Below are 25,252 nucleotides of genomic sequence, written 5' to 3' on the forward strand. Positions count from 1 at the left end.
TGCCTCAACGAAACCGATCCACCTCATGACGCAAGCCTGCCGCCAAGGTCTCCAGCTCCTTGGCGGTAACCGCCAGGTTGGACACCACTTCACGCTGCTCGCTGTTGGCCAGCGCAATGCTCTGCAGGTTGCTGCTGAGCAAGGTCGCGGTACTGCTCTGTTCCTGGGTGGCGGTGGTGATCGCCGCGAACTGCTGACCGGCCGAGCGGCTTTGCTCGTCGATACGCGCCAGGGCCGAGGCCACGTCAGCGTTGCGCGACAAGCCTTCCTGCATCAGCGCATTGCCGTGTTCCATGGTGCTGATGGCGTTGCCGGTTTCCTGCTGGATGCTCTGGATCATGCCGGAGATTTCATCGGTGGCCTGGCGGGTGCGCGAAGCCAAATTGCGCACTTCGTCGGCGACCACGGCAAAACCACGGCCTTGCTCACCGGCGCGGGCGGCTTCGATGGCGGCGTTGAGCGCCAGCAGGTTGGTCTGTTCGGCGATGGCGGTAATCACGCCGACGATCCCGCCGATTTCCTGGGAACGCTGGCCCAGGGTGTTGATCACTGCAGCGGTGCTGTTCAGCGCAGTGGCGATATGTTCCAGGGACGATGACGCTTCTTGCATCGAGGTGCGGCCGATACGGGTTTGCTGGGCATTCTCTTGGGCCAGGCGCTCGGTGTTGCCCATGTTGTCGGCAATGTTCAGCGAGGTAGCACTGAACTCTTCCACCGCACCGGCCATGCTGGTGATCTCGCCGGACTGCTGCTCCATGCCTTCGTAGGCACCACCGGATAGGCCCGACAACGCCTGTGCGCGGCTGTTGACCTGTTCGGCCGCGGTACGGATATGCGACACCATGGTCGACAGCGCTTCACCCATCTGGTTGAAACTGCGCGCCAACTGGCCGATTTCGTCATGGCTGGAAACGTTGAGGCGCGCACTCAAATCGCCCGCGCCCAGCGCCTGGGCCTGGCGCACCAGCTCGCTCAATGGCGCCAGCTTGCTGCGCAACAGCCACACCGTGGCGCCCACTGCCAGCAACATCGCCAACACACTGCCGATCACCAGGCGGATGCCGACTTCCCAGGTCACTGCGCGAATCTCAGCCTTGGGCATGCTCGCTACCACCGCCCAAGGGCCGCCTTCGAACGGCACCGATACGCTGTAGAAATCTTCGTTCTTGTCGCTCCAGAAACGGCCTGCGCCCGGCTTTTTCGCCAGGTCGAGCATCACGGCAATCGCCTGATCCGGCGCTTGCACGCCAGCCGGCGGCACCAGCCAGTGCTTTTGCTCATCGAGCAGCGCGAGGGAGCCGGTCTGGCCAATGCGGAAGCGCTTGAGGTTTTCAAACTGGGCGTTCTGAGCATCGGTGTAATCGAAACCGATGAACAGCACGGCGATGACCTGGCCACTGCTGTCACGCACGGGGCTGTATTGGGTCATGTAGGAGCGGTCGAACAACACGGCACGGCCGATGTAGGTCTGGCCGCCCACAACGCGCTGGTAGGCCGCGCCCTGACGGTCGAGCACGGTGCCAATGGCGCGATTGCCATCCTGCTTGGTCAGGGAGGTGCTGACGCGGATAAAGTCGTCGCCGCTGCGCACGAATACCGTGGCCACGCCGCCGGACATCTGCTTGAACTCATCCACCTCTTCGAAGTTGTTATTCAATACCTCGTTGCCCAGGTAAAGGCTTGGCGTCTGCACGCCGGCCACGGCCACGGGCTGGTCCGCACGTACACTCAAGCCGGCGCCGAAGCGCTTTTCAAACAGCCCGCTCAAACGCTGGGTGCTTTCGCGCAAGGTGCTGTGGAAGGTGTTGAGTTGGTCGGCGAGCAGACGCGCCTCGCTGGCCAGGTGTTCCTCGCGGGTGGCGAGGTTGGCGGAGTCGAGGGTACGCAAGGCAAAGACCGTACTGCCGCTGATGACGACAGCGAGAATCACGGCGAGTGCAAGGCCTAACTGGGAGGCAATCCGGGCACGAGGTTGAGACATGACAGCTCCTGGCCGAGGCCAGGATCATCCTGATCTCATAGCGCTGCTCGGCAAATTATCTAGTGGGAAACGTTGATGCACGATGGTTCCAACCTCCTTCTTCGGCGGCATTTGGCAATACTTGAGCGAATCACAGGGGTATCCCGCAAACGATTGCACACCCGGTCCGGCCCTACTCAATCGAGGCGTTCAACCTGGGGCAATTCCATCGCCTTGACTTCGCCCTGAAGAAATTCCGCCAGCCGTCGCAAACGCTCCCCGCCCGGGCGAGTTTTCGGCCACACCAGGTAGTAGCTTTCCCCACTGGCGACCGCCGTGGGCCACGGCAGGCTCAAGCGTCCCTGCGCCACGTCTTCGGCCACCATCAGCAAGTCACCCATGGAGACGCCATAGCCACGGGCGGCAGCGATCATGCCCAGCTCGAGCGTGTCGAACACCTGCCCACCCTTGAGTGAAACGTGAGATGACAACCCCATGCGCTGCAGCCAGTAACGCCAGTCGCGGCGGTCCGGGGTCGGGTGCAGCAGTTCGGCGGTTGCCAGCCGCGTCACGTCCCAGGGACCGTCGTCCAACAGATTCGGCGCTCCCACCGGGATCAGCATTTCCGCAAACAGATAACTGGCCTCCCAGTCCGCCGGAAAGTGCCCGTTGCTGAGCAACACTGCACAGTCGAACGGCTCTTGGTTAAAGTCCACTTCATCGATGCTCATCCACGCACTGGTGAGCTGTACCTCATTGCCCGGCTGCAATGCGCGGAAGCGACTCAACCGCGCCAGCAGCCAGCGCATGGTCAAGGTGGACGGCGCCTTCATACGCAGGATGTCATCTTCGGCATTCAAGGTATGGCAAGCACGCTCCAGGGCAGCGAAGCCTTCCCGTACGCCAGGCAGCAACAACCGCGCCGCTTCCGTGAGCTGCAATGTGCGACCGCTGCGCTGGAACAATCGGCAGGCGAAATAATCTTCGAGCGTACGGATATGCCGGCTGATCGCACTTTGGGTAATCGACAACTCCTCAGCCGCGCGGGTAAAGGAGTGGTGCCGGGAGGCGGCTTCAAATGCCCGCAAGGCATAAAGAGGAGGAAGACGACGGGACATTCTGAAAGCTCCGACTGCGCAATCTGGAAACCCTACCAGAATCGCTCAAGCATGAGTTTTAATCATGCCAACGATCGCTTTTATCCTTTTGTGCAATGCGCTGAATGCGCCGAGAATCAACCCTTCCCCACCTTCCTGATTATTCGAGTGTGATGATCATGCAACATCCGGCACGTACCGAACTCTGGGCCATTCTGCGGCTGTCGGGGCCGTTGATTGCCTCACAGTTGGCGCACATGCTGATGGTGCTGACCGACACCCTGATGATGGCGCGCCTGAGCCCCGAGGCCTTGGCAGGCGGCGGCCTGGGCGCGGCGAGCTATTCGTTCGTGGCGATCTTCTGCATCGGCGTGATCGCAGCCGTGGGCACCCTGGTCGCCATTCGCCATGGCGCGGGCGATATCGACGGCGCCACCCGCCTGACCCAGGCCGGGCTGTGGCTGGCGTGGTTGATGGCGCTGGCGGCGGCGTTGCTGTTATGGAACTTGAAGCCGGTACTGCTGATGTTTGGCCAGACCGAAACCAACGTGCAAGCAGCCGGGCAATTTCTGACGATCCTGCCCTTTGCCCTGCCCGGCTACCTGAGCTTCATGGCTCTGCGCGGCTTTACCAGCGCCATCGGCAAGGCCACTCCGGTGATGGTGATCAGCCTGTGCGGCACCGTGGTCAACTACCTGCTCAACCATGCCTTGATCGAAGGCATGTTCGGCCTGCCGAAACTGGGCCTGATGGGCATCGGCCTGGTGACTGCCATCGTCGCCAACGGCATGGCGCTGGCATTGATGTGGTACATCCGCAGCAACCGGGCCTACGCCGCTTACCCGCTGGGCACCGGCCTGCTGCGCCTGAATACCCATTACCTGCGCGAGCTGTGGCGCCTGGGCCTGCCGATTGGCGGCACCTATGCGGTAGAGGTCGGGTTGTTTGCCTTTGCGGCGTTGTGCATGGGCACCATGGGCAGCACGCAGTTGGCGGCGCACCAGATCGCCCTGCAGATTGTCTCGGTGGCCTTCATGGTGCCGGCGGGGATGTCCTACGCGGTGACCATGCGCATCGGCCAGCATTACGGCGCCGGGCAGTTGCTGATGGCACGCCTGGCCGGGCGAGTGGGCATAGGATTCGGGGCCATGGTGATGTTGGGGTTTGCGGCGGTACTGTGGCTGTTTTCCGACCCGCTGATCGGACTGTTCCTCGACCATGACGACCCGGCGTTCCATGACGTCATCGTCCTGGCGGTGAGCCTGCTGGCCGTCGCCGCCTGGTTCGAATTGTTCGATGGCGTGCAGACCATCGCCATGGGTTGTATCCGTGGCCTGAAGGACGCCAAGACCACCTTCCTGGTGGGCCTGGGTTGCTATTGGCTGATTGGCGCACCGTCAGCCTGGTTGATGGCGTTCACCCTGGGCTGGGGGCCCACCGGCGTCTGGTGGGGCCTGGCACTGGGCCTGGCGTGTGCGGCGGTGAGCCTGACCTGGGCGTTTGAGGCGAAGATGAAGCGGATGATTCGGCAGGAGCCAGATGCTCCTGTTGGTTTCCAAGCGGCACTGCCTGACTAGCGAGTACACGCGGTCCATGTGGGAGCTGGCTTGCCTGCTCCCACATTTGAACCACTTTGAAGGCTTAGCCCAACAGCGCCTGCTGGCTTTGACCAAACAGCAGGTATTCCACCAGCTCCGGCAACGGCAACGGCTTGCTGATCAGGTAACCCTGGACCTGATCGCACCCAAACAAGCGCAAAAGTTCAAGTTGCTCAGGGGTTTCCACGCCTTCGGCGACCACTTCCAGGTTGAGGTTGTGGGCCAGGTTGATCATGGCGTGCACCAGCTTGCGGTTTTCTTCGCGCTCTTCCATGCCGCCGACAAAGCTCTTGTCGATCTTCAACAAGGCAATCGGCAGGCTGTTGAGGTGCACAAACGACGAAAAACCGGTGCCGAAGTCATCCAGGGAAAACCGCACACCCAGCCGGCCAAGGGCGTCCATGGTCTGCTTGACCAGGTCGCTGCGGCGCATCACGGCGGTTTCGGTCAATTCGAACTCCAGCCATTGCGCTTCCACGCCGCGCTCGGCAATCAGGCGGCTGAGGGTAGACAGCAACTGACTGTCCTGGAACTGGCGAAACGACAGGTTGACCGCCATGTGCAGCGGCGGCAGGCCGCGTTCACGCAGGTCTTGCATGTCGCGCAGGGCTCGGGAGATCACCCAGTAGCCCAATGGCACGATCAAGCCACTCTGTTCGGCCAGCGGCACGAACTCGCTGGGCGGCAACAAGCCGCGCTCGCCGTGACGCCAGCGCACCAGGGCTTCGAGGCCAACGATATGACCGTCGTCCAGGTCCAGGCGCGGCTGGTAATGCAGCTCCAACTCATCGCGACGCAAAGCCCGGCGCAGTTCACTTTCCAGGTCGGCCAGGCTGCGGGCGTTGCGGTTGATGCGCTCATTGAAGATATGGAAGGTGCAGCCCTGGGTACTTTTGGCCTGCTGCATGGCGATATGGGCATGCCACATCAACGGGTCGGCGCCAGCGCGGGCTCGAGCATGGGCCATACCCAGGCTGCAACCAATCAACAAGCTTTCACCATCCACCCAGTAGGGCTCGGCCATCACTTCGGTGATGCGCTCAGCCATCCACTCGGCGCGCTGAGGCGCCCGGCGGGTATCGATCAACAAGGCAAACTCATCGCTGCCCAGGCGCGCCAGTTGGTCCCCGGCTTCGAGCTGGCTCTTGAGCCGCGACACCACTTGCAGGATCAACCGGTCGCCCGCCTGATGGCCGAGAGCATCGTTGGCATGACGAAAATTGTCCAGGTCCAGATGACCGAGGGCCAGGCCACGGCCGTCATTGTCCGCCAAGCGTGCAGCGAGCAAGGTCTGGAAGCCCTGACGGTTGGCAATACCGGTGAGCGGGTCCTGCTCGGCCAGGCGCTGCAAGGTATTCTCCAGCACGCCGCGCTCGCGCACATGGCGCAGGCAGCGGCGCAATGTGTCGGCGTCCAATGCATCCAACACCAACCAATCGCTGACACCCAGCGGCGACACCAGTGGCTCCTGCTCCAGCAGCAATACACACGGCAGGCTGCACCGGCCAGGGCCTGGCTGCAGGCTGGGCGTGGTCAATAACACAGCACCCTGGTCGTCATCGAACAGGCGGCTTACCGAGTCCCAGTTGGGCGCACTGATCAGCACAGCCCCTTCGCCCATCGGCGCCAGGCACTCGCGCAACAACGCTGCCCACTCAGGCTCATCGGCCAGCAGCAGCAAACGCAAGGGTTCGACAGGCGTAGACACGCTAACTCCCTAGACTCTGCAAAATTTCATTAGCGGTGCCATTATGACGTGCGGCCTGACAATGACAAAGGATGACAAATGATAGGTGTTATCAAATACGCAGACTGTAAATAATCGTCTCGGATATTCCTCCACATCCTGCGGCAAAGTAGCAAAACCGGCAAATTTAGATCGAGTGGTACGTCACACCGTCGTTCTATGGCAGCAGAATCTTTCCAGCCTGTTAAAATGCCCGCCCTTTTGAACAACGACCCCTAAAATTCCGTATGTCCCGACTCAATCCCCGGCAGCAAGAAGCCGTGAACTACGTCGGCGGCCCTCTATTGGTGCTCGCCGGTGCAGGCTCCGGCAAGACCAGCGTGATCACGCGCAAGATCGCGCACTTGATCCAGAACTGCGGCATCCGCGCCCAGTACATCGTCGCCATGACCTTCACCAACAAGGCGGCACGGGAAATGAAAGAGCGGGTCGGCACCCTGCTCAAAGGCGGCGAAGGCCGCGGCCTCACCGTGTGCACCTTCCACAACCTGGGCCTGAACATCATCCGCAAGGAGCATGTGCGACTGGGCTACAAGCCCGGCTTCTCGATCTTCGACGAGACCGACGTCAAGGCCCTGATGACCGACATCATGCAGAAGGAATACGCGGGCGACGACGGCGTAGACGAAATCAAGAACATGATCGGCTCGTGGAAAAACGACCTGATCCTGCCCGCCGAAGCCCTGGAGGCCGCACGCAACCCCAAGGAGCAGACCGCCGCCATCGTCTACACCCACTATCAGCGTACGCTCAAGGCGTTCAACGCGGTGGACTTCGACGACCTGATCCTGCTGCCGGTCAAGCTGTTCCAAGAGCACAAGGACATCCTGGAGAAGTGGCAAAACAAGGTGCGCTACCTGCTGGTGGACGAATATCAGGACACTAACGCCAGCCAATACCTGCTGGTGAAGTTGCTGATCGGTACGCGCAACCAGTTCACCGTAGTGGGCGACGACGACCAGTCGATCTACGCTTGGCGCGGCGCCCGCCCGGAAAACCTGATGCTGCTCAAGGAAGACTACCCCTCCTTGAAAGTGGTGATGCTGGAGCAGAACTACCGCTCCACCAGCCGCATCCTGCGCTGCGCCAACGTGCTGATCTCCAACAACCCCCACGAGTTTGAAAAACAACTGTGGAGCGAGATGGGCCATGGCGACGAGATCCGTGTGATCCGCTGCCGCAACGAAGACGCCGAAGCCGAGCGCGTGGCCGTGGAAATCCTCAGCCTGCACTTGCGCACCGACCGGCCCTACAGCGACTTTGCGATCCTGTATCGCGGCAACTACCAGGCCAAGCTGATCGAGCTGAAATTGCAGCATCACCAGGTGCCGTATCGCCTGTCGGGCGGCAACAGCTTTTTCGGACGCCAGGAAGTCAAAGACCTGATGGCCTACTTCCGGCTGATCGTGAACCCGGACGACGACAACGCCTTCCTGCGCGTGATCAACGTGCCACGCCGGGAAATCGGCTCCACCACCCTGGAAAAGCTCGGTAACTACGCCACCGAACGCAAGATTTCCATGTATGCCGCCACCGACGAAATAGGCCTGGGCGAACACCTGGATACGCGCTTCACCGATCGCCTGTCGCGCTTCAAGCGTTTCATGGACAAGGTGCGCGAGCAGTGCGCCGGCGAAGACCCGATCAGCGCCTTGCGCAGCATGGTCATGGACATCGACTATGAAAATTGGCTGCGCACCAACAGTTCCAGCGACAAGGCCGCGGATTACCGCATGGGCAACGTCTGGTTCCTGATTGAAGCGCTGAAGAACACCCTGGAAAAAGACGAAGACGGCGAGATGACCGTCGAGGACGCCATCGGCAAGCTGGTGTTGCGCGACATGCTCGAGCGCCAGCAAGAAGAGGAAGACGGTGCCGAAGGCGTGCAGATGATGACCTTGCATGCCTCCAAGGGCCTGGAATTTCCCTACGTGTTCATCATGGGCATGGAAGAGGAAATCCTCCCGCACCGCTCCAGCATCGAAGCCGACACCATCGAGGAAGAACGCCGCCTGGCCTACGTGGGCATTACCCGCGCACGTCAGACCCTGGCCTTCACCTTTGCCGCCAAGCGCAAGCAATACGGTGAAATCATCGATTGTGCCCCCAGCCGGTTCCTGGATGAACTGCCGCCGGACGATCTGGCCTGGGAAGGCAATGACGACACGCCCACCGAGGTGAAGGCCGTTCGCGGCAACACCGCCTTGGCGGACATACGCGCGATGTTAAAGCGCTAGAATCGACTACTTTTTAATCTACTTTCGGCGCACAACGCGCCATTAGAGGAAGCTTTCCGTGGAAGCACTGCACAAGAAAATTCGCGAAGAAGGCATCGTGCTTTCCGATCAGGTCCTCAAGGTTGACGCCTTTCTGAACCACCAGATCGACCCGGCACTGATGAAACTGATCGGCGACGAGTTCGCCGCACTGTTCAAGGATTCGGGCATCACCAAGATCGTCACCATCGAAGCGTCGGGCATTGCCCCGGCGATCATGACCGGGCTGAACCTGGGTGTGCCGGTGATCTTCGCCCGCAAGCAGCAGTCGTTGACCCTCACGGAAAACCTGCTGTCGGCCACGGTGTATTCCTTCACCAAGAAAACCGAAAGCACCGTGGCGATCTCCCCGCGCCACCTGACCAGCAGCGACCGCGTGCTGGTGATCGATGACTTTTTGGCCAACGGCAAGGCGTCCCAGGCGCTGATCTCGATCATCAAGCAGGCCGGCGCGACCGTCGCCGGTTTGGGCATTGTGATCGAGAAGTCGTTCCAGGGTGGGCGTGCAGAACTGGATGCACAGGGTTATCGGGTTGAGTCGCTGGCGCGGGTGAAGTCGCTGGCCGGTGGTGTCGTGACCTTTATCGAGTAATCACTGTGTGGGAGCTGGCTTGCCTGCGATAGCGATGTGTCAGTCGACAGAGATGTCGACTGACAGGCCCTCATCGCAGGCAAGCCAGCTCCCACATTAGGTTTTGCGTTGCGCTGTCAGTGGGCGGTGGCCTGCAGTCCGGCCAGCAGCAAGCGTTGATACAGGTCTTCCTTGATGCCCTCCGGCTTATCCAAGCGCATCCGCTGCAAATGCTCGGGAAACGCCTCCGGCTCCGGCGCGTCGAGTGCCGCCTTGCCCAACTCCAGAATTTCCGTGAGCTTGAATTTGCTCTTGAGCCAGTTCAGCGCTCGTAACAAATCCCGCTCTTCATTCGTGAAGTCGCTGCCCAGGGGGTATTCCGGGAACAGGCGACGATGCCTGGCCTGAATCGCCTGAAGCCGCTCTGGCGTGTTGTCGGCAAAACGCGGATCCAACTGGAAATCCTTGGGCAGTTTGCCGGCCTTTTGCGCCTGCTCAATCAAGTCGTGCTGGAACCTTGAGTCAGTGATGTTCAGCAACGCTTCGATCACCTTGGCATCCGTCTGACCGCGCAAGTCGGCAATACCGTATTCGGTAATGACGATATCCCGCAGGTGCCGGGGAATGGTGCAGTGGCCGTACTCCCAGACAATATTGGAACTGACCTCACCCGCCGACTCACGCCAGCTGCGCAAAATCAGGATTGAGCGTGCACCTTCCAGCGCATGCCCCTGGGCCACGAAATTGTATTGCCCGCCCACACCACTGAGCACGCGACCGTCTTCCAACTGATCAGCCACGCCAGCACCGAGCAAGGTGACCATGATGGCGCTGTTGATAAACCGAGCATCCAGGCGCTGCAGGCGCTTGAGTTCTTCCTGCCCGTACAGCTCGTTGATGTAGCTGATGCGGGTCATGTTGAATGCCTGGCGCTTGGCATGGGTCATTTCCTGCAGGCGCTGGTAAAAACTGCGCGGTCCCAGGAAGAAACCGCCATGAATCGACACGCCATCAGGTTGCGCCGCGTCGTCCAGGGTGCCCGCGTTGGCCTGCATCTGGGTCGCCACATCCGGGTAGACCTTGCGCCGCACGATCCCGGCATCGGCCAATACCAGCAGGCCGTTGACGAACATCTCGCTGCAACCGTAAAGGCCACGGGCAAACGGCTCAACGCCGCCTTCGCGGCTGATCAACGGTGCCCACTGGTACACATCCAAGTCGGTGAGCAACAGGCGATAGGCTTCGTTGTCGGCCTGGCGCGCCAGCAGGGCAGCCGTCAGGGCATCGCCCATGGAGCCGATGCCAATCTGCAACGTACCGCCATCACGCACCAGGGTGCTGGCATGCAGGCCGATAAAATGATCCTGAAAGCCCACCGGCATATTCGGGGTGGAGAACAACGTGGTGCTGTCTTTTTCATCCAGCAGGTAGTCGAACTCATCCATGCCCAACTCGGCATCGCCAGGCATGTAGGGCAAATCGCTATGGACCTGGCCGACGACCAGGATGGTCTCCCCGGCCGCGCGGCGCTTGGCGATCATGGGCAGCAGGTCGAGAGTGATATCCGGGTTGCAGCTCAGGCTCAGGCGGTCGGGATGCTCGCTGCTACTGGCAACCAATTGCGCCACCAGGTTCAGGCCGGCGGCATTGATGTCGCGGGCCGCATGGCTGTAGTTGCTGCTGACGTAATCCTGCTGCGCCGCGGCGCTGTGGAGCAGGCTACCGGGCTGCATGAAGAATTGCTGCACACGGATATTCTTCGGCAGGCTGCCCCTGTGCAGGTCCGCGAGGAAATCCAGTTCGGGGTAGTCGCCAAACACCCGTTCGATGAAGGGTTCGAGAAAGCGCTTTTGAAGACCATCACCCTGCGTAGGCCGACCCAGGCTCAGCGCGGTATAAAGCGTCAGCGCCCGTTCGGGCAACTTTGCGATACGCCGGTACAGGGCGTTGACGAACAGGTTGGGCTTGCCCAGCCCCAGCGGCATGCCCATGTGGATATGCGCCGGCAGGCGCTCCAGTACGTCGTCAACTGCTTGCTCGATTGAACACAACTGCACCATCCGACTGCTCCCGAACATTCCATGAATTAGGGGTTGGACCGAGCTTGCCGGGTCTTTGCTGCAATGAACAGCCTGAATACCAAATCGCGGGCACAAAAAAGCCGCTCGTAAGCGGCATTTTTGACGAAGATCGACCGATTACAGCCCGGACATCTTCTTGATCGCACCCTTGAGGTCGTCGTCCGAGCAATCAGCGCAGGTGCCTTTGGGCGGCATGGCGTTGATACCGGTGATGGCCTTTGCCAGGATGCCATCGAGGCCACCTTGATGGTCGGCGCGTTCTTTCCATGCGGCGGTGTCGCCAATCTTTGGCGCACCCAAAAGGCCGCTGCCGTGGCACGCGTTACAGTGCTTGGCGATGATATCATCGGGGGTTTTCGCGCCGCCGCCGCCGGCTGCCACGGCAACTTCCATGCCCTTGCATTCCTGGCCCTGGACGCAAACCTGGCCCACAGGCTCCAGGCGCTTGGCAATGTCATCATTGGTCGCAGCTTGAGCGCTGACAGCCCATAGGGCCAGTACGGTTGCTGGTGCAGCCAGCATTTTCATAATTAGGTTCACGCGTTCACCCTCAATGGTGGCTATTCACGCCTGCGGCCACGGTTTCGCAGGCGGCGAAAGTATAACGGTTAGCCCGCCTGGCCGAAACAACCCTATTAAATAAAGGGAGATTCGGCCTCACGGTGTACAGCTGCGGGAACCTCTGCAACGCTGGCAGGGCGCCTCTATTCTTAAAAGTTCGCGGGTGTGGCTGCGCTGATTAGTCGCGCCGGCACGTCGAACGGATTGCGAAAACGATGAGGCCTGGTGCTTTCAAAGTAGTAGCTATCGCCCGCTTCGAGCACAAAAGTTTCAAGGCCGACCACCAATTCCAGGCGCCCTTCCACCAGAATTCCGGTTTCTTCGCCTTCATGAGTGAGCATTTCTTCGCCCGTGTCGGCACCCGGAGGGTAGATTTCATTGAGAAATGCGATGGCCCGGCTTGGGCGCGCCCGGCCCACCAGTTTCATGGTGACGGCACCGTCAGAGATGTCGATCAGCTCATTGGCTTTATAGACGATCTGCGTCGGTATTTCCTGGAGGACTTCTTCGGAAAAGAACTCGACCATGGACATGGGGATACCGCCCAGCACCTTGCGCAGGGAGCTGATCGAGGGGCTGACGCTGTTTTTCTCGATCATCGAAATGGTGCTGTTGGTGACGCCCGCACGCTTGGCGAGCTCACGCTGGGAAAGACCTTTGAGTTTACGGATGGATTGCAGTCGTTCGCCGACGTCCAATGCAGGAGCCTCCTAGGATTCAGGCTTTGTTGTAATTGAGCGTTATCATGGCGACAGCGTTCAGTATTTACAACACTTGGGCCTAAATCCCGGCGTGCTCGGTTCGTTGCCGGCGGCTAAGCGCCGCTATAGAGCCTTGGCACTCGGCGCAGATTGCAGAAAATCTGATAAGGGATGGTCTCGGCGGCCACGGCCACATCGCTGGCGAGGATGTGCTTGCCCCACAGCTCTACGGTGGAACCAAGGCCCGCCTGGGGCAAGTCGGTGAGGTCGACACACAGCATGTCCATGGACACGCGCCCCAGCAGCCGGCTGCGCTGGCCAGCGACCAGCACCGGTGTGCCGGTAGGCGCATGGCGCGGATAACCGTCGGCATAGCCCATGGCAACCACGCCGATGCGCATCGGCTTGGGCGTGACGAACCTGGCGCCATAGCCCACCGGCTCACCGGCTGGCAACTCGCGCACGCAGATGACTTTGGATTCCAGGGTCATCACCGGCTGCAAGCGCGCCGCAATGGCCTGGTCTTCGCCAAAGGGCGTTGCGCCGTAAAGCATGATACCGGGGCGCACCCAGTCGCTGGACACGCTCGGCCAGCCCAATACAGACGGTGAGTTGCGCAGGCTGACCTCAGCCGCCAGCCCCTGACGCGCCGCCTCAAACACCGTTACTTGTTCGTTGCTGCTGACGCAATCGAGCTCATCGGCGCGGGCAAAATGACTCATCAGCACGATTTTCGCCACTTTGCCACTCGCCAGCAGGCGCTGATACGCTTCCTGGTAATCCTTGGGGTGCAGGCCCACACGGTGCATGCCCGAGTCCAGCTTCAGCCACACTGTCAGCGGCTTGCTCAAACGAGCTTGCTCGATGGCTTCCAACTGCCACAACGAATGCACCACGCACCACAAATCCTGCTCGATGATCAGCGGCAACTCGTCGGCTTCGAAAAAACCTTCAAGCAGCAACACCGGCGCACGAATGCCGGCGGCGCGCAGTTCCAGCGCTTCCTCGATGCACGCCACGGCAAACCCGTCGGTTTGCGCCTCCAGTGCCTGGGCCACGGGCACCGCGCCATGACCGTAGGCATCCGCCTTGATCACGGCAAGGGCCTTGGCCCCGGTGACTTCTCGGGCCAATTGGTAGTTATGGCGCAGGGCTTGGAGATCGATCAGGGCACGGGCTGGACGCATGTCGGCAGGCTTCTAGGCAGCAAAGTCAATAAAAAAACCGGTGCAGACCAACGACGTCGGCACCGGGAGAGGGATCTTTGTTAAGGCAGCGCAGCCACGACAGACAGCTCTACCAGTATCTCGGGTTCGCACAGCTTGGCTTGCACAGTGGCGCGGGCCGGGGCGACGCCTTTGGGCAGCCACTTGTCCCACACCGCGTTCATGCCGGCGAAGTCGGCGTCGATGTCTTTCAGGTAGATCGTCACCGACAGCAACCTGGACTTGTCGGTACCGGCCAAGTCCAGCAAGCGCTCGATATTGACCAGGGTTTCACGGGTTTGCTGTTCAATCCCGGCGCTCATGTCGTCGCCTACCTGCCCTGCCAGGTACACGGTACCGCTGTGGACAACGATCTGGCTCATGCGCTCATTGGTGAGCTGGCGCTGGATTGACATGTTGTGCGGACTCCTGGTGGTTGCCATAACGGGAAATATCGAGGCCTGCGGCGCTGATCTGCGGCGTTTTCTTCGCCATCAGGTCGGCCAGCAAGCGACCCGAACCACAGGCCATGGTCCAACCGAGGGTACCGTGGCCTGTATTCAGGAACAGGTTCTTGAACGGCGTGGCACCCACAATCGGCGTGCCGTCTGGGGTGGTCGGGCGCAGGCCGGTCCAGAAACTGGCTTGGGCCAGATCGCCGCCCTGAGGATAAAGGTCGTTGACGATCATCTCCAGGGTTTCACGTCGCCGCGGGTTCAGCGACAGGTCAAAACCGGCTATTTCAGCCATGCCACCGACGCGAATACGGTTGTCGAAACGGGTGATCGCGACTTTGTAGGTTTCATCGAGAATGGTCGAGGTCGGCGCCATTGCCGGGTTAGTGATCGGCACGGTCAGCGAGTAGCCCTTGAGCGGGTACACCGGCGCCTTGATGCCCAATGGCTTGAGTAACTTGGGCGAGTAACTGCCGAGGGCCAGTACATAGCGGTCGGCGGTTTCCAGCTTGCCGTCGATCAGCACACCATTGATGCGGTCGCCTGCGTAGTCCAGGCGCTGGATGTCTTGTTCGAAGCGGAATTCCACGCCCAATTGTTTGCACATGTCGACCAGGCGCGTGGTGAATATCTGGCAATCGCCCGTCTGGTCGTTGGGCAAGCGCAAGGCACCCGCGAGGATATCGGTGACGCTGCCCAGAGCCGGTTCAACCCGGGCAATGCCGGCGCGGTCGAGCAATTCGAATGGCACGCCGGACTCTTTCAGCACGGCGATGTCCTTGGCGGCACCATCGAGTTGGGCCTGGGTGCGGAACAGTTGGGTAGTCCCGAGGCTGCGCCCTTCGTAGGCAATGCCGGTCTCGGCGCGCAATTCGTCGAGGCAGTCGCGGCTGTACTCGGACAGGCGCACCATGCGCTCCTTGTTCACCGCGTAGCGGCTGGCCGTGCAGTTGCGCAGCATCTGCGCCATCCACAGGTATTGGTCGATATCAGCAGTGGCCTTGATTGCCAACGGCGCGTGGCGTTGCAACAGCCACTTGATCGCCTTGAGTGGCACACCCGGCGCGGCCCAGGGCGAAGCATACCCAGGGGAGACCTGGCCGGCGTTGGCGAAACTGGTTTCCATGGCAGCGGCAGGCTGACGATCAACCACCACGACATCAAAGCCGGCCCGCGCCAAATAATAGGCACTGGTCACCCCAATGACGCCGCTACCCAAGACCAGAACGCGCATTTTTATATCCTCATCGCGGGCTTGGCCGCTGACGTGTGTTATTCGAGCAATGATGAGCGCAGTGTAAAAAACAATCGACAGTGCATTTCACTATATAAATGCCTATATTTGGCGACAATTCTTGGCAAAAACCCTTTTGACAGAGGCGTATCCCCTATGCGTACCAACACCCAGACCAAACGGGAGCTGGACAAGATCGACCGCAATATCCTGCGCATCCTGCAAACCGACGGGCGCATCTCGTTCACGGAGCTGGGGGAAAAGGTCGGGCTGTCCACCACGCCCTGCACCGAGCGCGTGCGGCGCCTGGAGCGCGAAGGGATCATCATGGGCTACAACGCACGGCTCAATCCCCAGCATTTGAAGGGAAGTTTGCTGGTATTTGTCGAGATCAGCCTGGATTACAAGTCGGGTGACACCTTTGAAGAATTTCGCCGAGCCGTGCTGAAACTGCCTCACGTGCTGGAGTGCCATCTAGTGTCGGGTGATTTCGACTACCTGGTGAAAGCGCGAATCTCGGAGATGGCTTCGTACCGCAAATTGCTGGGCGATATCCTGCTCAAACTCCCCCATGTGCGCGAATCCAAGAGCTATATCGTGATGGAAGAGGTGAAAGAAAGCCTGAACCTGCCGATCCCTGACTGACCCACTGACACAACACGGTCAAATGTGGGAGCTGGCTTGCCTGCTCCCTTGGTTTTAACCGAATACATCCGCTAGACCAACACCTGCCGGGTACTCGCCATGTACTCATGAATCTGCTTCTCCACCCGCGGATGAATCAGCTCCACTGGCCGGCGGCCATTAGGGCACGGCAAGGTCTTGGTGGTGCCGAACAGGCGACAGATCAGCGGCCGCTCGTCATACACCGTGCAACCCTTGGGCCCCAGGTGCACGCAGTTCAGCTCGTCCATCGCCGCCTCTTGCTCGGCAGCGGTCTTGCGCGGCAGGCGCGACATTTCCTCGGGCGAGGTGGTCACCGGCCCACAGCAGTCGTGGCAACCGGGGACGCACTCGAACGAAGGGATCTGGCGACGCAGCGCGCTGATTTTCTGACTGTTGCAACTCATCGAAACCCATACCGAACGGCGAATAGACGTGGATTCTGACGCAAAACGCCCCGCGCAGACAGCGTCGTGCGACCACTGTATCCTGCGTCAAATTTTCCAGACAGGGAGGTTCCCCATGACCGCCAGCGCCCGGCACACCGCTTCCTACTACGCCGCCAGCAGCGTGCCGCAACCGGATTACCCGACGCTGACCGGTGAGGTAAACGCCGATGTCTGTGTGATCGGCGGGGGGTTCTCCGGGCTCAACACCGCCTTGGAATTGGCCGAGCGCGGCTTTCGCGTGGTGTTGCTGGAGGCGCGCAAAATCGGTTGGGGCGCCAGCGGGCGCAATGGCGGCCAGTTGATTCGCGGTGTCGGCCACGGGCTGGATCAGTTCACCCAGGTGATCGGCAGCGACGGCGTGCGCCAAATGAAGCTGATGGGCCTGGAAGCCGTGGAGATCGTGCGCGAGCGTGTGGAGCGCTTCCAGATCCCCTGTGACCTGACTTGGGGCTACTGCGACCTGGCCAACAAACCCCGCGACCTGCAGGGCCTGGCCGAGGATGCCGAAGAGCTGCGCAGCCTGGGTTACCGCCACGAAGTGCGCCTGTTGCAAGCCAGCGAGATGGGCACCGTAATCGGCTCTGAGCGCTATGTAGGCGGCATGATCGATATGGGTTCCGGCCATCTGCACCCGCTGAACCTGGCACTGGGTGAGGCTGCCGTTGCCCAGCAGTTGGGCGTGGCGCTGTACGAGCAATCCCAAGTGACCCGTATCGACTATGGCCATGAGGTCAAGGTGCACACCGCCCAAGGCACTGTGCGCGCCAAGACCCTGGTACTGGCCTGCAACGCCTACCTGAACGGGCTCAACCCGCAACTGAGCGGCAAGGTGTTGCCCGCCGGCAGCTACATCATTGCCACCGAGCCCTTGAGCGAGGCGCAAGCCACCAGCCTGTTACCGCAGAACATGGCCGTGTGTGACCAGCGCGTGACGGTGGATTACTTCCGCCTGTCCGCCGACCGTCGCCTGTTGTTCGGCGGCGCCTGCCACTACTCCGGTCGAGACCCCAAGGACATCGGCGCCTACATGCGGCCGAAGATGCTGCAGGTATTCCCCCAATTGGCAGACGTGAAAATCGACTACCAATGGGGCGGCATGATCGGCATCGGCGCCAACCGCCTGCCGCAGATTGGCCGCCTGGCCGATCAACCTAACGTGTATTACGCCCAGGCCTATGCCGGCCATGGCCTCAACGCCACGCACCTGGCGGGCAAGCTGCTGGCCGAGGCCATCAGCGGCCAGCAACAGGGGCGCTTCGATCTGTTCGCTCAGGTGCCACACATCACCTTCCCCGGCGGCAAACACCTGCGTTCGCCGTTGCTGGCCCTGGGGATGCTCTGGCACCGCCTCAAAGAACTGCTCTGATCAATCGCGCCAGAAGGGTTTCAAACCCTCACGGCGCGCCTGCTCGGCGGTCAGCCCGATGTCGCGTAACTGCTCGCGGCTCAGGTCCAGCAGGGCCTTGCGCGTATGGCGACGGCGCCAGAACAGATGCCAGCGGCCAGGCGCCGGGGCAGTGAGCGCCTGCTCCTGCCCCGCTTCCAGTTCCTGACTGCGTAACGCCAGCCGTACATCGCTCATGCCGCTCATTTGACTGCCCCTCATTGGCCTGTTGCCTTGAGTGACCAGCATGCGCGGGCGGCCAGAACCATTACAGATTCAGGCAACTTTTATTAGATCCATACAGATACTCCCTATGCGTGGCTGAATCCTGTATTTTCCCTTTATCTGTACTGGTCCCTCGGGAGCGACCACCATGACTCTTTACGTCAACCTCGCCGAATTGCTCGGCACCCGCATTGAACAGGGCTTCTATCGTCCGGGCGATCGACTGCCCTCGGTGCGGGCCTTGAGTGTGGAACATGGGGTGAGCCTGAGCACCGTGCAGCAGGCGTATCGGTTGCTCGAAGACAACGGCCTGGCGATGCCCAAGCCCAAGTCGGGCTATTTTGTTCCGGTGGGCCGTGAACTGCCGGCACTGCCCGAGATTGGCCGCCCGGCCCAACGGCCAGTGGAAATCTCCCAGTGGGACCTGGTGCTGGAACTGATTCGTGCGGTGCCGCGCAAAGACGTCATACAGATGGGTCGGGGCATGCCGGATGTATTGTCGCCCACCTTGAAGCCGCTGCTGCGTAGCCTCGCCCGTGTCAGCCGGCGCCAAGACCTGCCGGGGCTGTATTACGACAATATCCTCGGCTGTATGGAACTGCGTGAGCAAATCGCCCGGCTTTCATTGGACTCCGGTTGCCAACTGAGCGCCGAAGACATCGTGATCACCACCGGTTGCCACGAAGCCCTCTCCGCCAGCATTCACGCCATTTGTGAGCCCGGCGATATCGTCGCGGTGGATTCGCCCAGCTTCCACGGTGCCATGCAGACCCTCAAGGGCCTGGGCATGAAAGCCCTGGAAATCCCCACCGACCCGCTCACCGGCATCAGCCTGGAGGCCCTGGAGCTGGCGCTGGAGCAGTGGCCGATCAAAGTCATCCAGCTCACCCCAAACTGCAACAACCCCTTGGGCTACATCATGCCGGAAGCGCGCAAACGCGCCTTGCTGACCCTGGCCCAGCGCTTTGACGTGGCGATTATCGAAGACGATGTGTATGGCGAGCTGGCCTACAGCTACCCACGCCCGCGCACCATCAAATCCTTCGATGAAGACGGGCGTGTGCTGCTGTGCAGCTCGTTCTCCAAAACCCTGGCGCCCGGTCTGCGCATTGGCTGGGTCGCACCGGGACGCTATCTGGAACGGGTGCTGCACATGAAATACATCAGCACCGGTTCTACGGCTACACAGCCGCAGATTGCCATTGCCGAATTCCTCAAAGGCGGGCATTTCGAGCCGCATTTACGCAGGATGCGCACCCAATACCAACGTAATCGCGACTTGATGCTGGATTGGGTCAGCCGCTATTTCCCCGCTGGCACGCGCGCCAGCCGGCCCCAGGGCAGCTTTATGTTATGGATCGAGCTGCCGGAGGGCTTCGACACCTTGAAGCTCAACCGCGTGCTGGTGGAACAAGGCGTACAGGTGGCAGTAGGCAGTATCTTCTCCGCTTCCGGCAAGTACCGTAACTGCTTGCGCATGAACTACGCTGCCAAGCCAACGGCGCAGATTGAAGAGGCCGTGCGCAAGGTAGGTGCTGCCGCTGGCAAGATGCTGGAAGAGACGGCGGACTGACCTTTCCCGAGCAATTGCCGTCATATGCCACAACCGCCCTGACCTGGAAGCAGTTTCCTTGATGATTCGACGGCTTTTACCGTTTTGCCTGCTGGCCGCCCTGGCCCTGGGCGGCTGCGCCACGGTCGACACCCCGCGCATCCCCAGCGATGCCCTGCCGGCGAAGGACTCCTCGTTCGGTCGCTCGATCCAGGCCCAGGCCGCCCCCTACCAAGGGCGCTCGGGCTTTCGTTTGCTGCCCAACAGCAGTGAAGCCTTCATGGCCCGCGCCGAGTTGATCCGCAACGCCCAGACCAGCCTCGACTTGCAGTACTACATCGTGCACGACGGCATCAGCACACGCATGCTTGTGGACGAACTGCTCAAGGCCGCCGACCGCGGGGTGCGCGTACGCATTCTACTGGACGACACCACCAGCGATGGCCTCGACCAGATCATCGCCACCCTCGCCGCCCATCCCAAGGTGCAGATACGCCTGTTCAACCCGCTGCACCTGGGGCGCAGCACCGGCGTTACACGCGCCATGGGCCGTGTATTCAACCTGTCGCTGCAACACCGGCGCATGCATAACAAGCTGTGGCTGGCCGATAACAGCGTGGCCATCGTTGGCGGGCGCAACCTGGGCGACGAGTATTTCGACGCCGAACCCAACCTGAATTTCACCGACATCGACATGCTCAGCGTCGGGCCGGTAGCCGAGCAATTGGGTCACAGCTTCGACCAGTACTGGAACAGCGCCCTGAGCAAGCCTATCGATGACTTCGTCTCGAACAAACCGTCCAAGGTCGACCTCGCCGTCGCCCGCGGGCGCCTTGAAGCCTCCCTGGCTCAGTCCCGTCAGCAGAACCATGCGCTGTATAACCGCCTGCGCACGTACCAGACCCAGCCCCGCATGGACATCTGGCGCCGCGAGTTGATCTGGGCCTGGAACCAGGCGCTGTGGGACGCACCGAGCAAGGTACTGGCCAAGGCCGACCCCGACCCGCGACTGTTGCTGACCACCCAGCTGGCGCCAGAGCTGGCGGGGGTCAGCCATGAGCTGATCATGATTTCGGCTTACTTCGTACCGGGCCAACCTGGGCTGGTCTACCTCACAGGGCGTGCCGATGCGGGTGTTTCGGTGCGCCTGCTGACCAACGCCCTCGAAGCCACCGACGTACCGGCCGTGCACGGCGGTTATGCGCCGTATCGCAAGGCACTGCTGGAGCACGGGGTGAAGCTCTATGAGCTGCGCCGGCAGCCGGGCGACCCCAGCGCAAGCAGCGGCCCGCACCTGTTTCGGCATGGCAGCTGGCGCGGCTCGGACTCCAGCCTGCACAGCAAGGCGATGATTTTCGATCGAGAAAAGTCGTTTATCGGCTCATTCAATTTCGACCCGCGCTCAGTGCTGTGGAACACCGAAGTCGGCGTACTGGTGGACAGCCCCGAACTGGCCGAACACGTGCGCAACCTGGCGCTGGAAGGTATGGCGCCAGCGTTGAGCTATGAGGCCAAACTGCAGGACGGCCAAGTGGTGTGGGTGACAGAAGACAACGGCCAGATGCACACTCTGACGCGCGAACCGGGCAGTTGGTGGCGGCGGTTCAACGCCTGGTTCGCCACCAGTGTTGGCCTGGAACGCATGCTCTAAAACCCCTGCGGATCACCTGTGGGAGCCGGGCTTGCCCGCGATAGCGGTGTGCCAGACAACAAATCAGCTGGCTGACAAACCGTCATCGCAGGCAAGCCAGCTCCCACATTGGCCGCGTTTAAAGGTCAGGCCGGCTGCGTAGCGCCGAAAGCCCCCTGGCGCAGCAACAGCACCACCAAACCCAGCGCCCCGGCGGCCATCAGCAGCGGCAGCGCATGCCCGCTGATCCACTGGCTGCCCGCTCCTGCCACCAGCGGCCCGATCAGGCAGCCAATGCCCCACAGCTGCGCCACGTGAGCGTTGGCACGCACCAACGCATCGTCGCGGTAGCGCTCGCCAATCAAAATCAGCGACAAGGTGAACAACCCGCCGGCACTGGCGCCGAACAGCACCCACACCGGCCAGATCAGCAAGGTGTGCATCAATAACGGCACCGCCAGGCTCGACGCCAGCAACAGCAGTGCACAGGCCAGAAACAGAGTGCGTCGCGGCAGATAGTCGGCCAGCGCGCCAATGGGCAATTGCAGCAACGCATCGCCCACCACCACCGTGCTGACCATCGCCAAGGCGATCTCAGCGGTAAAACCCTGTTGCAGGCAGTACACCGGCAACAACGTCAGAATCATCGCTTCGAAGGCAGCAAACAACGCCACGGCCCAGGCAATCGCCGGCAGGCCTAGGCAAAAGCGCCACAGGTCGCCAAAGGTCACGCTGAACGAATCCGCTGTCGGCGCCCCGGTACGTCCTAGCAACAGTAACGGCGCCACCACTAAAAGGCCCGCGCCGACCCAGAAGCCGTAGTCATGGTCGGTGCCAATCAGGCCCAACAGCAACGGCCCCGACAGTTGGCTCAAGGCATAACTGCAGCCGTAGAGCGCCACCAGGCGGCCACGCCACTGCTCGACCACCAATTGGTTGATCCAGCTTTCACCCAGGATAAATACGATGGTCAGGATCACCCCGATCATCAGCCTGAGCACCAGCCACACCGGGTAGCTGGGCAGGATCGCCAGCAAGCCGATGGACACCGCACCGGCCCACAGGCACAGGCGCATCAGGTTGGCAGTGCCGAGCCAGGACGCCATGCGGCTGGAGATCTTGGCGCCCAGCAGTACGCCGAATGCCGGCATCGCCGCCATCACGCCAATGGCGAAACTGCCATAACCCCAACCTTCAAGACGCAGGGATACCAACGGCATGCTGACACCCAGGGCCAGGCCAACGCTGAGTACCGAGGCCAGCACGGCGAAATATGTCGCCCAACGCATTGCCACGCTCCTGTGGATAATTCTGCTTCGCAAAACGAACTGTAGGAGCGAGCCTGTGTGGGAGCTGGCTTGCCTGCGATACAGACGCCTCGGTGTGTCAGCCACACCTCAGTGATGCTATCGCAGGCAAGCCAGTTCCCACACAGGCTCGCTCCTACAGGGGATCAGCAGTGTTGCTTAGAGCTTGATCCAGGTCGCCTTCAGCTCGGTGTACTTGTCGAATGCATGCAGCGACTTGTCGCGGCCATTACCCGACTGCTTGAAACCACCGAACGGAGCGGTCATGTCGCCGCCGTCGTACTGGTTAACCCACACGCTGCCGGCGCGCAGAGCCTTGGCCGTCAGGTGTGCCTTGGAGATATCCGCCGTCCACACCGCCGCAGCCAGGCCGTATTGGGTGTCGTTGGCGATGGCGATGGCTTCTTCGGCGCTGTCGAAAGTGATCACCGACAGGACCGGGCCAAAGATCTCTTCCTGGGCGATCTTCATGGCATTGGTCACGCCGTCGAAAATCGTCGGCTCGACGTAGGTGCCGCCGGACTCTTCCAGGGTGCGCTTGCCACCCGCGACCAGCTTGGCGCCGTCGGCGTGGCCGGCTTCAATGTACGAAAGCACGGTGTTCATCTGTTGCGTATCCACCAATGCACCCACAGTGGTGGCTGGGTCCAGTGGATTGCCGGGTTTCCAGCCCTTGAGGGCCTCGATCACCAGCGGCAGGAAGGTGTCTTTGATCGAACGCTCGACCAGCAGGCGCGAGCCGGCAGTGCAGACTTCGCCCTGGTTGAAGGCAATGGCGCTGGCGGCGGATTCGGCCGCCGCTTGCAGGTTCGGCGCGTCGGCAAACACGATGTTCGGGCTCTTGCCACCGGCTTCCAGCCATACACGCTTCATGTTCGACTCGCCGGAGCGGATCAACAGTTGCTTGGCGATCTTGGTGGAGCCCGTGAACACCAGGGTATCGACGTCCATGTGCACCGCCAGGGCGTTACCCACGGTGTGGCCATAGCCAGGCAGCACGTTGAACACGCCTTTTGGAATACCAGCCTCAACGGCCAACGCGGCGATGCGGATGGCGGTGAGCGGGGATTTTTCGGACGGCTTCAGGATGACAGAGTTGCCGGTGGACAGCGCCGGGCCGAGTTTCCAGCACGCCATCATCAACGGGAAGTTCCACGGCACGATGGCGCCAACAACACCGACGGGCTCGCGGGTCACCAGGCCCAGTTGATCGTGGGGCGTGGCGGCGACTTCGTCGTAGATCTTGTCGATCGCCTCGCCGCTCCAGCTCAGGGCTTGCGCCGCGCCGGGGACGTCGATGTTCAGGGAATCGCTGATGGGCTTGCCCATATCCAGGGTTTCAAGCAGCGCCAGCTCTTCGGCGTTAGCCTTGAGCAGCGCGGCGAAACGGATCATGACGGACTTGCGCTTGGCCGGTGCCAGGCGCGACCACACGCCGGAATTGAAAGTGGCACGCGCATTTTCCACGGCGCGCTGGGCATCGCTGGCATCACAGCTGGCGACAGTGGCCAGCAAGCGCCCATCCACCGGGCTGATGCATTCGAAGGTGTCACCGGAAACGGCGGCGGTGTATTCGCCATTGATATAGGCGCGGCCTTCGATTTTCAGAGCCTTGGCGCGTTGTTCCCAGTCGGCACGGGTCAGGGTGGTCATGCGAGTGTCCTCCTCTTATTGAATACAAGGGCCTGGGAGGTTTATCCCGGCGCCATCACGAATGCTTGCCCGACCAGCCTGCTGTTCGGCTCAAGGCAGCTGCCACCCTAAACCAGCGGCTGGGGATGTTTCAATATATTTGACATAACGGCGGCAAACGCCCTTGCGATGTTCATTTTAATAAACATAGACTTTGGACTCTCCAACCGCAGGCCAGACGGGAAATGCACATGAGCATCCAGGACATCGTCGATTTCAGCCAAGCCAACACCGCCCCCGAACGCTACCGCCCTGCCGCCGAGAAAATCCTCAAGGGCGATCCCGAGCAGACACTCTACAACCACTACAACAGCCCATGCGGCCAGATGAACGCCGGCGTCTGGGAAGGTGAAGTGGGCCAGTGGAAGGTCAACTACACCGAGCATGAGTACTGCGAGATCGTGCAAGGCGTGTCGGTGTTGCGTGATGCCGAGGGGAATGCCAAGACCCTGCGGGCAGGCGATCGCTTTGTGATCCCTGCCGGTTTCAGCGGTACCTGGGAAGTGCTGGAAGCGTGCCGCAAGATCTACGTGGTGTTTGAAGAGAAAGCCTGATCATTGGTTGATCGACAACGGGACGCTGAGCGTCCGAGACGGCATTCCCACGCAGAGCGTGGGAACGATCAGCAGAGCGTGGGAACGATCAGGCAAAAAAAAGCCCGCATCGTGAGATACGGGCTTTTTTTCACAAGGAGGAAAATCAATTACTTGATTTTGCCTTCTTTGTAGATCACGTGCTTGCGAACGCGCGGGTCGAACATTTTCTTTTCGAGCTTGTCCGGGGTAGTACGCTTGTTCTTGTCGGTAGTGTAGAAGTGACCAGTACCGGCGCTAGAGATCATTCGAATCAATTCACGCATGATAG

At 61.0% G+C, this 25,252-nt stretch carries 22 protein-coding genes and 1 pseudogene; 8 read left to right on the forward strand and 15 right to left on the reverse strand.

Going from position 1 to position 25,252, the window contains the following annotated elements; genetic code table 11:
* Positions 1–4: 4 nt before the first annotated feature.
* The 3 genes and pseudogenes from JMV15_RS28880 to JMV15_RS06545 all read right to left on the reverse strand — a co-directional run bounded on the left by JMV15_RS28880 (position 5) and on the right by JMV15_RS06545 (position 3,078).
* Positions 5–865: a methyl-accepting chemotaxis protein gene (locus JMV15_RS28880; protein ID WP_425608145.1), complete on the reverse strand. Its 861-nt coding sequence runs from the start codon at positions 863–865 to the stop codon at positions 5–7.
* A gap of 42 nt (positions 866–907) precedes the next feature.
* Positions 908–1,981: pseudogene (locus JMV15_RS28885) on the reverse strand (Cache 3/Cache 2 fusion domain-containing protein); the annotation flags it as partial.
* A gap of 176 nt (positions 1,982–2,157) precedes the next feature.
* Positions 2,158–3,078 (reverse strand): LysR substrate-binding domain-containing protein, encoded by a 921-nt coding sequence (locus JMV15_RS06545; protein WP_014720465.1) that lies wholly within the window; start codon positions 3,076–3,078, stop codon positions 2,158–2,160.
* Between the two features lie 152 nt (positions 3,079–3,230).
* Here JMV15_RS06545 and JMV15_RS06550 point away from each other — a divergent pair, with 152 nt between their 5' ends.
* The gene (locus tag JMV15_RS06550; RefSeq protein ID WP_019819813.1) at positions 3,231–4,634 is read left to right on the forward strand and encodes a NorM family multidrug efflux MATE transporter; all 1,404 of its coding nucleotides are present in this window, start codon (positions 3,231–3,233) and stop codon (positions 4,632–4,634) included.
* A 64-nt stretch (positions 4,635–4,698) separates the two neighbouring features.
* Here the strand turns inward: JMV15_RS06550 and JMV15_RS06555 are convergent, their stop codons facing one another.
* Positions 4,699–6,363 carry a putative bifunctional diguanylate cyclase/phosphodiesterase gene (locus JMV15_RS06555; protein WP_014720467.1) on the reverse strand — a complete coding sequence of 555 codons (1,665 nt, stop codon included), beginning with the start codon at positions 6,361–6,363 and terminating at the stop codon, positions 4,699–4,701.
* Positions 6,364–6,629: 266 nt separating this feature from the next.
* Here JMV15_RS06555 and rep point away from each other — a divergent pair, with 266 nt between their 5' ends.
* Both rep and JMV15_RS06565 read left to right on the forward strand, forming a co-directional pair.
* The gene (gene rep, locus JMV15_RS06560) at positions 6,630–8,639 is read left to right on the forward strand and encodes a DNA helicase Rep (protein WP_005792464.1); all 2,010 of its coding nucleotides are present in this window, start codon (positions 6,630–6,632) and stop codon (positions 8,637–8,639) included.
* 58 nt (positions 8,640–8,697) lie between these two features.
* Positions 8,698–9,270: a xanthine phosphoribosyltransferase gene (locus tag JMV15_RS06565; RefSeq protein WP_003195447.1), complete on the forward strand. Its 573-nt coding sequence runs from the start codon at positions 8,698–8,700 to the stop codon at positions 9,268–9,270.
* Between the two features lie 116 nt (positions 9,271–9,386).
* Here the strand turns inward: JMV15_RS06565 and JMV15_RS06570 are convergent, their stop codons facing one another.
* From JMV15_RS06570 to dadA, 6 genes are all read right to left on the reverse strand, one after another.
* Complete coding sequence (locus JMV15_RS06570) at positions 9,387–11,309, reverse strand: acetyl-CoA hydrolase/transferase C-terminal domain-containing protein (RefSeq protein ID WP_014720468.1); 1,923 nt, start codon at positions 11,307–11,309, stop codon at positions 9,387–9,389.
* A gap of 138 nt (positions 11,310–11,447) precedes the next feature.
* Positions 11,448–11,858, reverse strand: coding sequence for a c-type cytochrome (locus JMV15_RS06575; protein WP_019819811.1), 411 nt, complete (start codon positions 11,856–11,858; stop codon positions 11,448–11,450).
* 182 nt (positions 11,859–12,040) lie between these two features.
* The gene (locus JMV15_RS06580; protein WP_014720470.1) at positions 12,041–12,589 is read right to left on the reverse strand and encodes a cupin domain-containing protein; all 549 of its coding nucleotides are present in this window, start codon (positions 12,587–12,589) and stop codon (positions 12,041–12,043) included.
* Positions 12,590–12,705: 116 nt separating this feature from the next.
* The gene (alr, locus tag JMV15_RS06585) at positions 12,706–13,779 is read right to left on the reverse strand and encodes an alanine racemase (RefSeq protein ID WP_038451995.1); all 1,074 of its coding nucleotides are present in this window, start codon (positions 13,777–13,779) and stop codon (positions 12,706–12,708) included.
* Between the two features lie 80 nt (positions 13,780–13,859).
* Positions 13,860–14,213 (reverse strand): RidA family protein, encoded by a 354-nt coding sequence (locus JMV15_RS06590; RefSeq protein ID WP_014720472.1) that lies wholly within the window; start codon positions 14,211–14,213, stop codon positions 13,860–13,862.
* Entirely contained in the window at positions 14,185–15,486 is a 1,302-nt protein-coding gene (gene dadA / locus JMV15_RS06595) for a D-amino acid dehydrogenase (RefSeq protein ID WP_014720473.1), read from the reverse strand. Before dadA ends, JMV15_RS06590 begins: the two co-directional genes overlap by 29 nt.
* Before the next feature lie 156 nt (positions 15,487–15,642).
* On the opposite strand from dadA, the gene JMV15_RS06600 reads away from it, so the two are divergent.
* A complete protein-coding gene (locus tag JMV15_RS06600; RefSeq protein ID WP_003176896.1) occupies positions 15,643–16,131 on the forward strand; it encodes an Lrp/AsnC ligand binding domain-containing protein in 489 nt (162 codons plus the stop codon).
* Positions 16,132–16,202: 71 nt separating this feature from the next.
* Here the strand turns inward: JMV15_RS06600 and JMV15_RS06605 are convergent, their stop codons facing one another.
* Complete coding sequence (locus tag JMV15_RS06605; protein WP_003195461.1) at positions 16,203–16,556, reverse strand: YkgJ family cysteine cluster protein; 354 nt, start codon at positions 16,554–16,556, stop codon at positions 16,203–16,205.
* 115 nt (positions 16,557–16,671) lie between these two features.
* Between JMV15_RS06605 and JMV15_RS06610 the strand changes: the two genes are divergently transcribed.
* Entirely contained in the window at positions 16,672–17,964 is a 1,293-nt protein-coding gene (locus tag JMV15_RS06610; protein WP_038451997.1) for an NAD(P)/FAD-dependent oxidoreductase, read from the forward strand.
* Here JMV15_RS06610 and JMV15_RS06615 read toward each other — a convergent pair whose 3' ends face one another.
* Positions 17,965–18,189, reverse strand: a complete 225-nt coding sequence (locus JMV15_RS06615) for a DUF1127 domain-containing protein (RefSeq protein WP_032901894.1) — start codon at positions 18,187–18,189, stop codon at positions 17,965–17,967.
* Between the two features lie 166 nt (positions 18,190–18,355).
* Between JMV15_RS06615 and JMV15_RS06620 the strand changes: the two genes are divergently transcribed.
* The gene (locus tag JMV15_RS06620; protein WP_003195467.1) at positions 18,356–19,780 is read left to right on the forward strand and encodes an aminotransferase-like domain-containing protein; all 1,425 of its coding nucleotides are present in this window, start codon (positions 18,356–18,358) and stop codon (positions 19,778–19,780) included.
* 61 nt (positions 19,781–19,841) lie between these two features.
* The gene (locus JMV15_RS06625) at positions 19,842–21,410 is read left to right on the forward strand and encodes a phospholipase D family protein (protein ID WP_038451999.1); all 1,569 of its coding nucleotides are present in this window, start codon (positions 19,842–19,844) and stop codon (positions 21,408–21,410) included.
* A gap of 125 nt (positions 21,411–21,535) precedes the next feature.
* Here the strand turns inward: JMV15_RS06625 and JMV15_RS06630 are convergent, their stop codons facing one another.
* Both JMV15_RS06630 and JMV15_RS06635 read right to left on the reverse strand, forming a co-directional pair.
* Positions 21,536–22,678, reverse strand: coding sequence for an MFS transporter (locus JMV15_RS06630; protein ID WP_038452001.1), 1,143 nt, complete (start codon positions 22,676–22,678; stop codon positions 21,536–21,538).
* A gap of 177 nt (positions 22,679–22,855) precedes the next feature.
* Positions 22,856–24,349 (reverse strand): aldehyde dehydrogenase, encoded by a 1,494-nt coding sequence (locus JMV15_RS06635; protein ID WP_003195472.1) that lies wholly within the window; start codon positions 24,347–24,349, stop codon positions 22,856–22,858.
* A 230-nt stretch (positions 24,350–24,579) separates the two neighbouring features.
* Between JMV15_RS06635 and JMV15_RS06640 the strand changes: the two genes are divergently transcribed.
* Positions 24,580–24,942 (forward strand): cupin domain-containing protein, encoded by a 363-nt coding sequence (locus tag JMV15_RS06640; RefSeq protein WP_014720478.1) that lies wholly within the window; start codon positions 24,580–24,582, stop codon positions 24,940–24,942.
* Between the two features lie 149 nt (positions 24,943–25,091).
* On the opposite strand, the gene rpmG is transcribed toward JMV15_RS06640, so the two are convergent.
* Positions 25,092–25,247, reverse strand: a complete 156-nt coding sequence (gene rpmG / locus JMV15_RS06645) for a 50S ribosomal protein L33 (protein ID WP_003176906.1) — start codon at positions 25,245–25,247, stop codon at positions 25,092–25,094.
* Between the last annotated feature and the right edge of the window lie 5 nt (positions 25,248–25,252).

The organism is Pseudomonas paracarnis (genome assembly GCF_904063055.1).
Taxonomy (GTDB): domain Bacteria; phylum Pseudomonadota; class Gammaproteobacteria; order Pseudomonadales; family Pseudomonadaceae; genus Aquipseudomonas; species Aquipseudomonas paracarnis.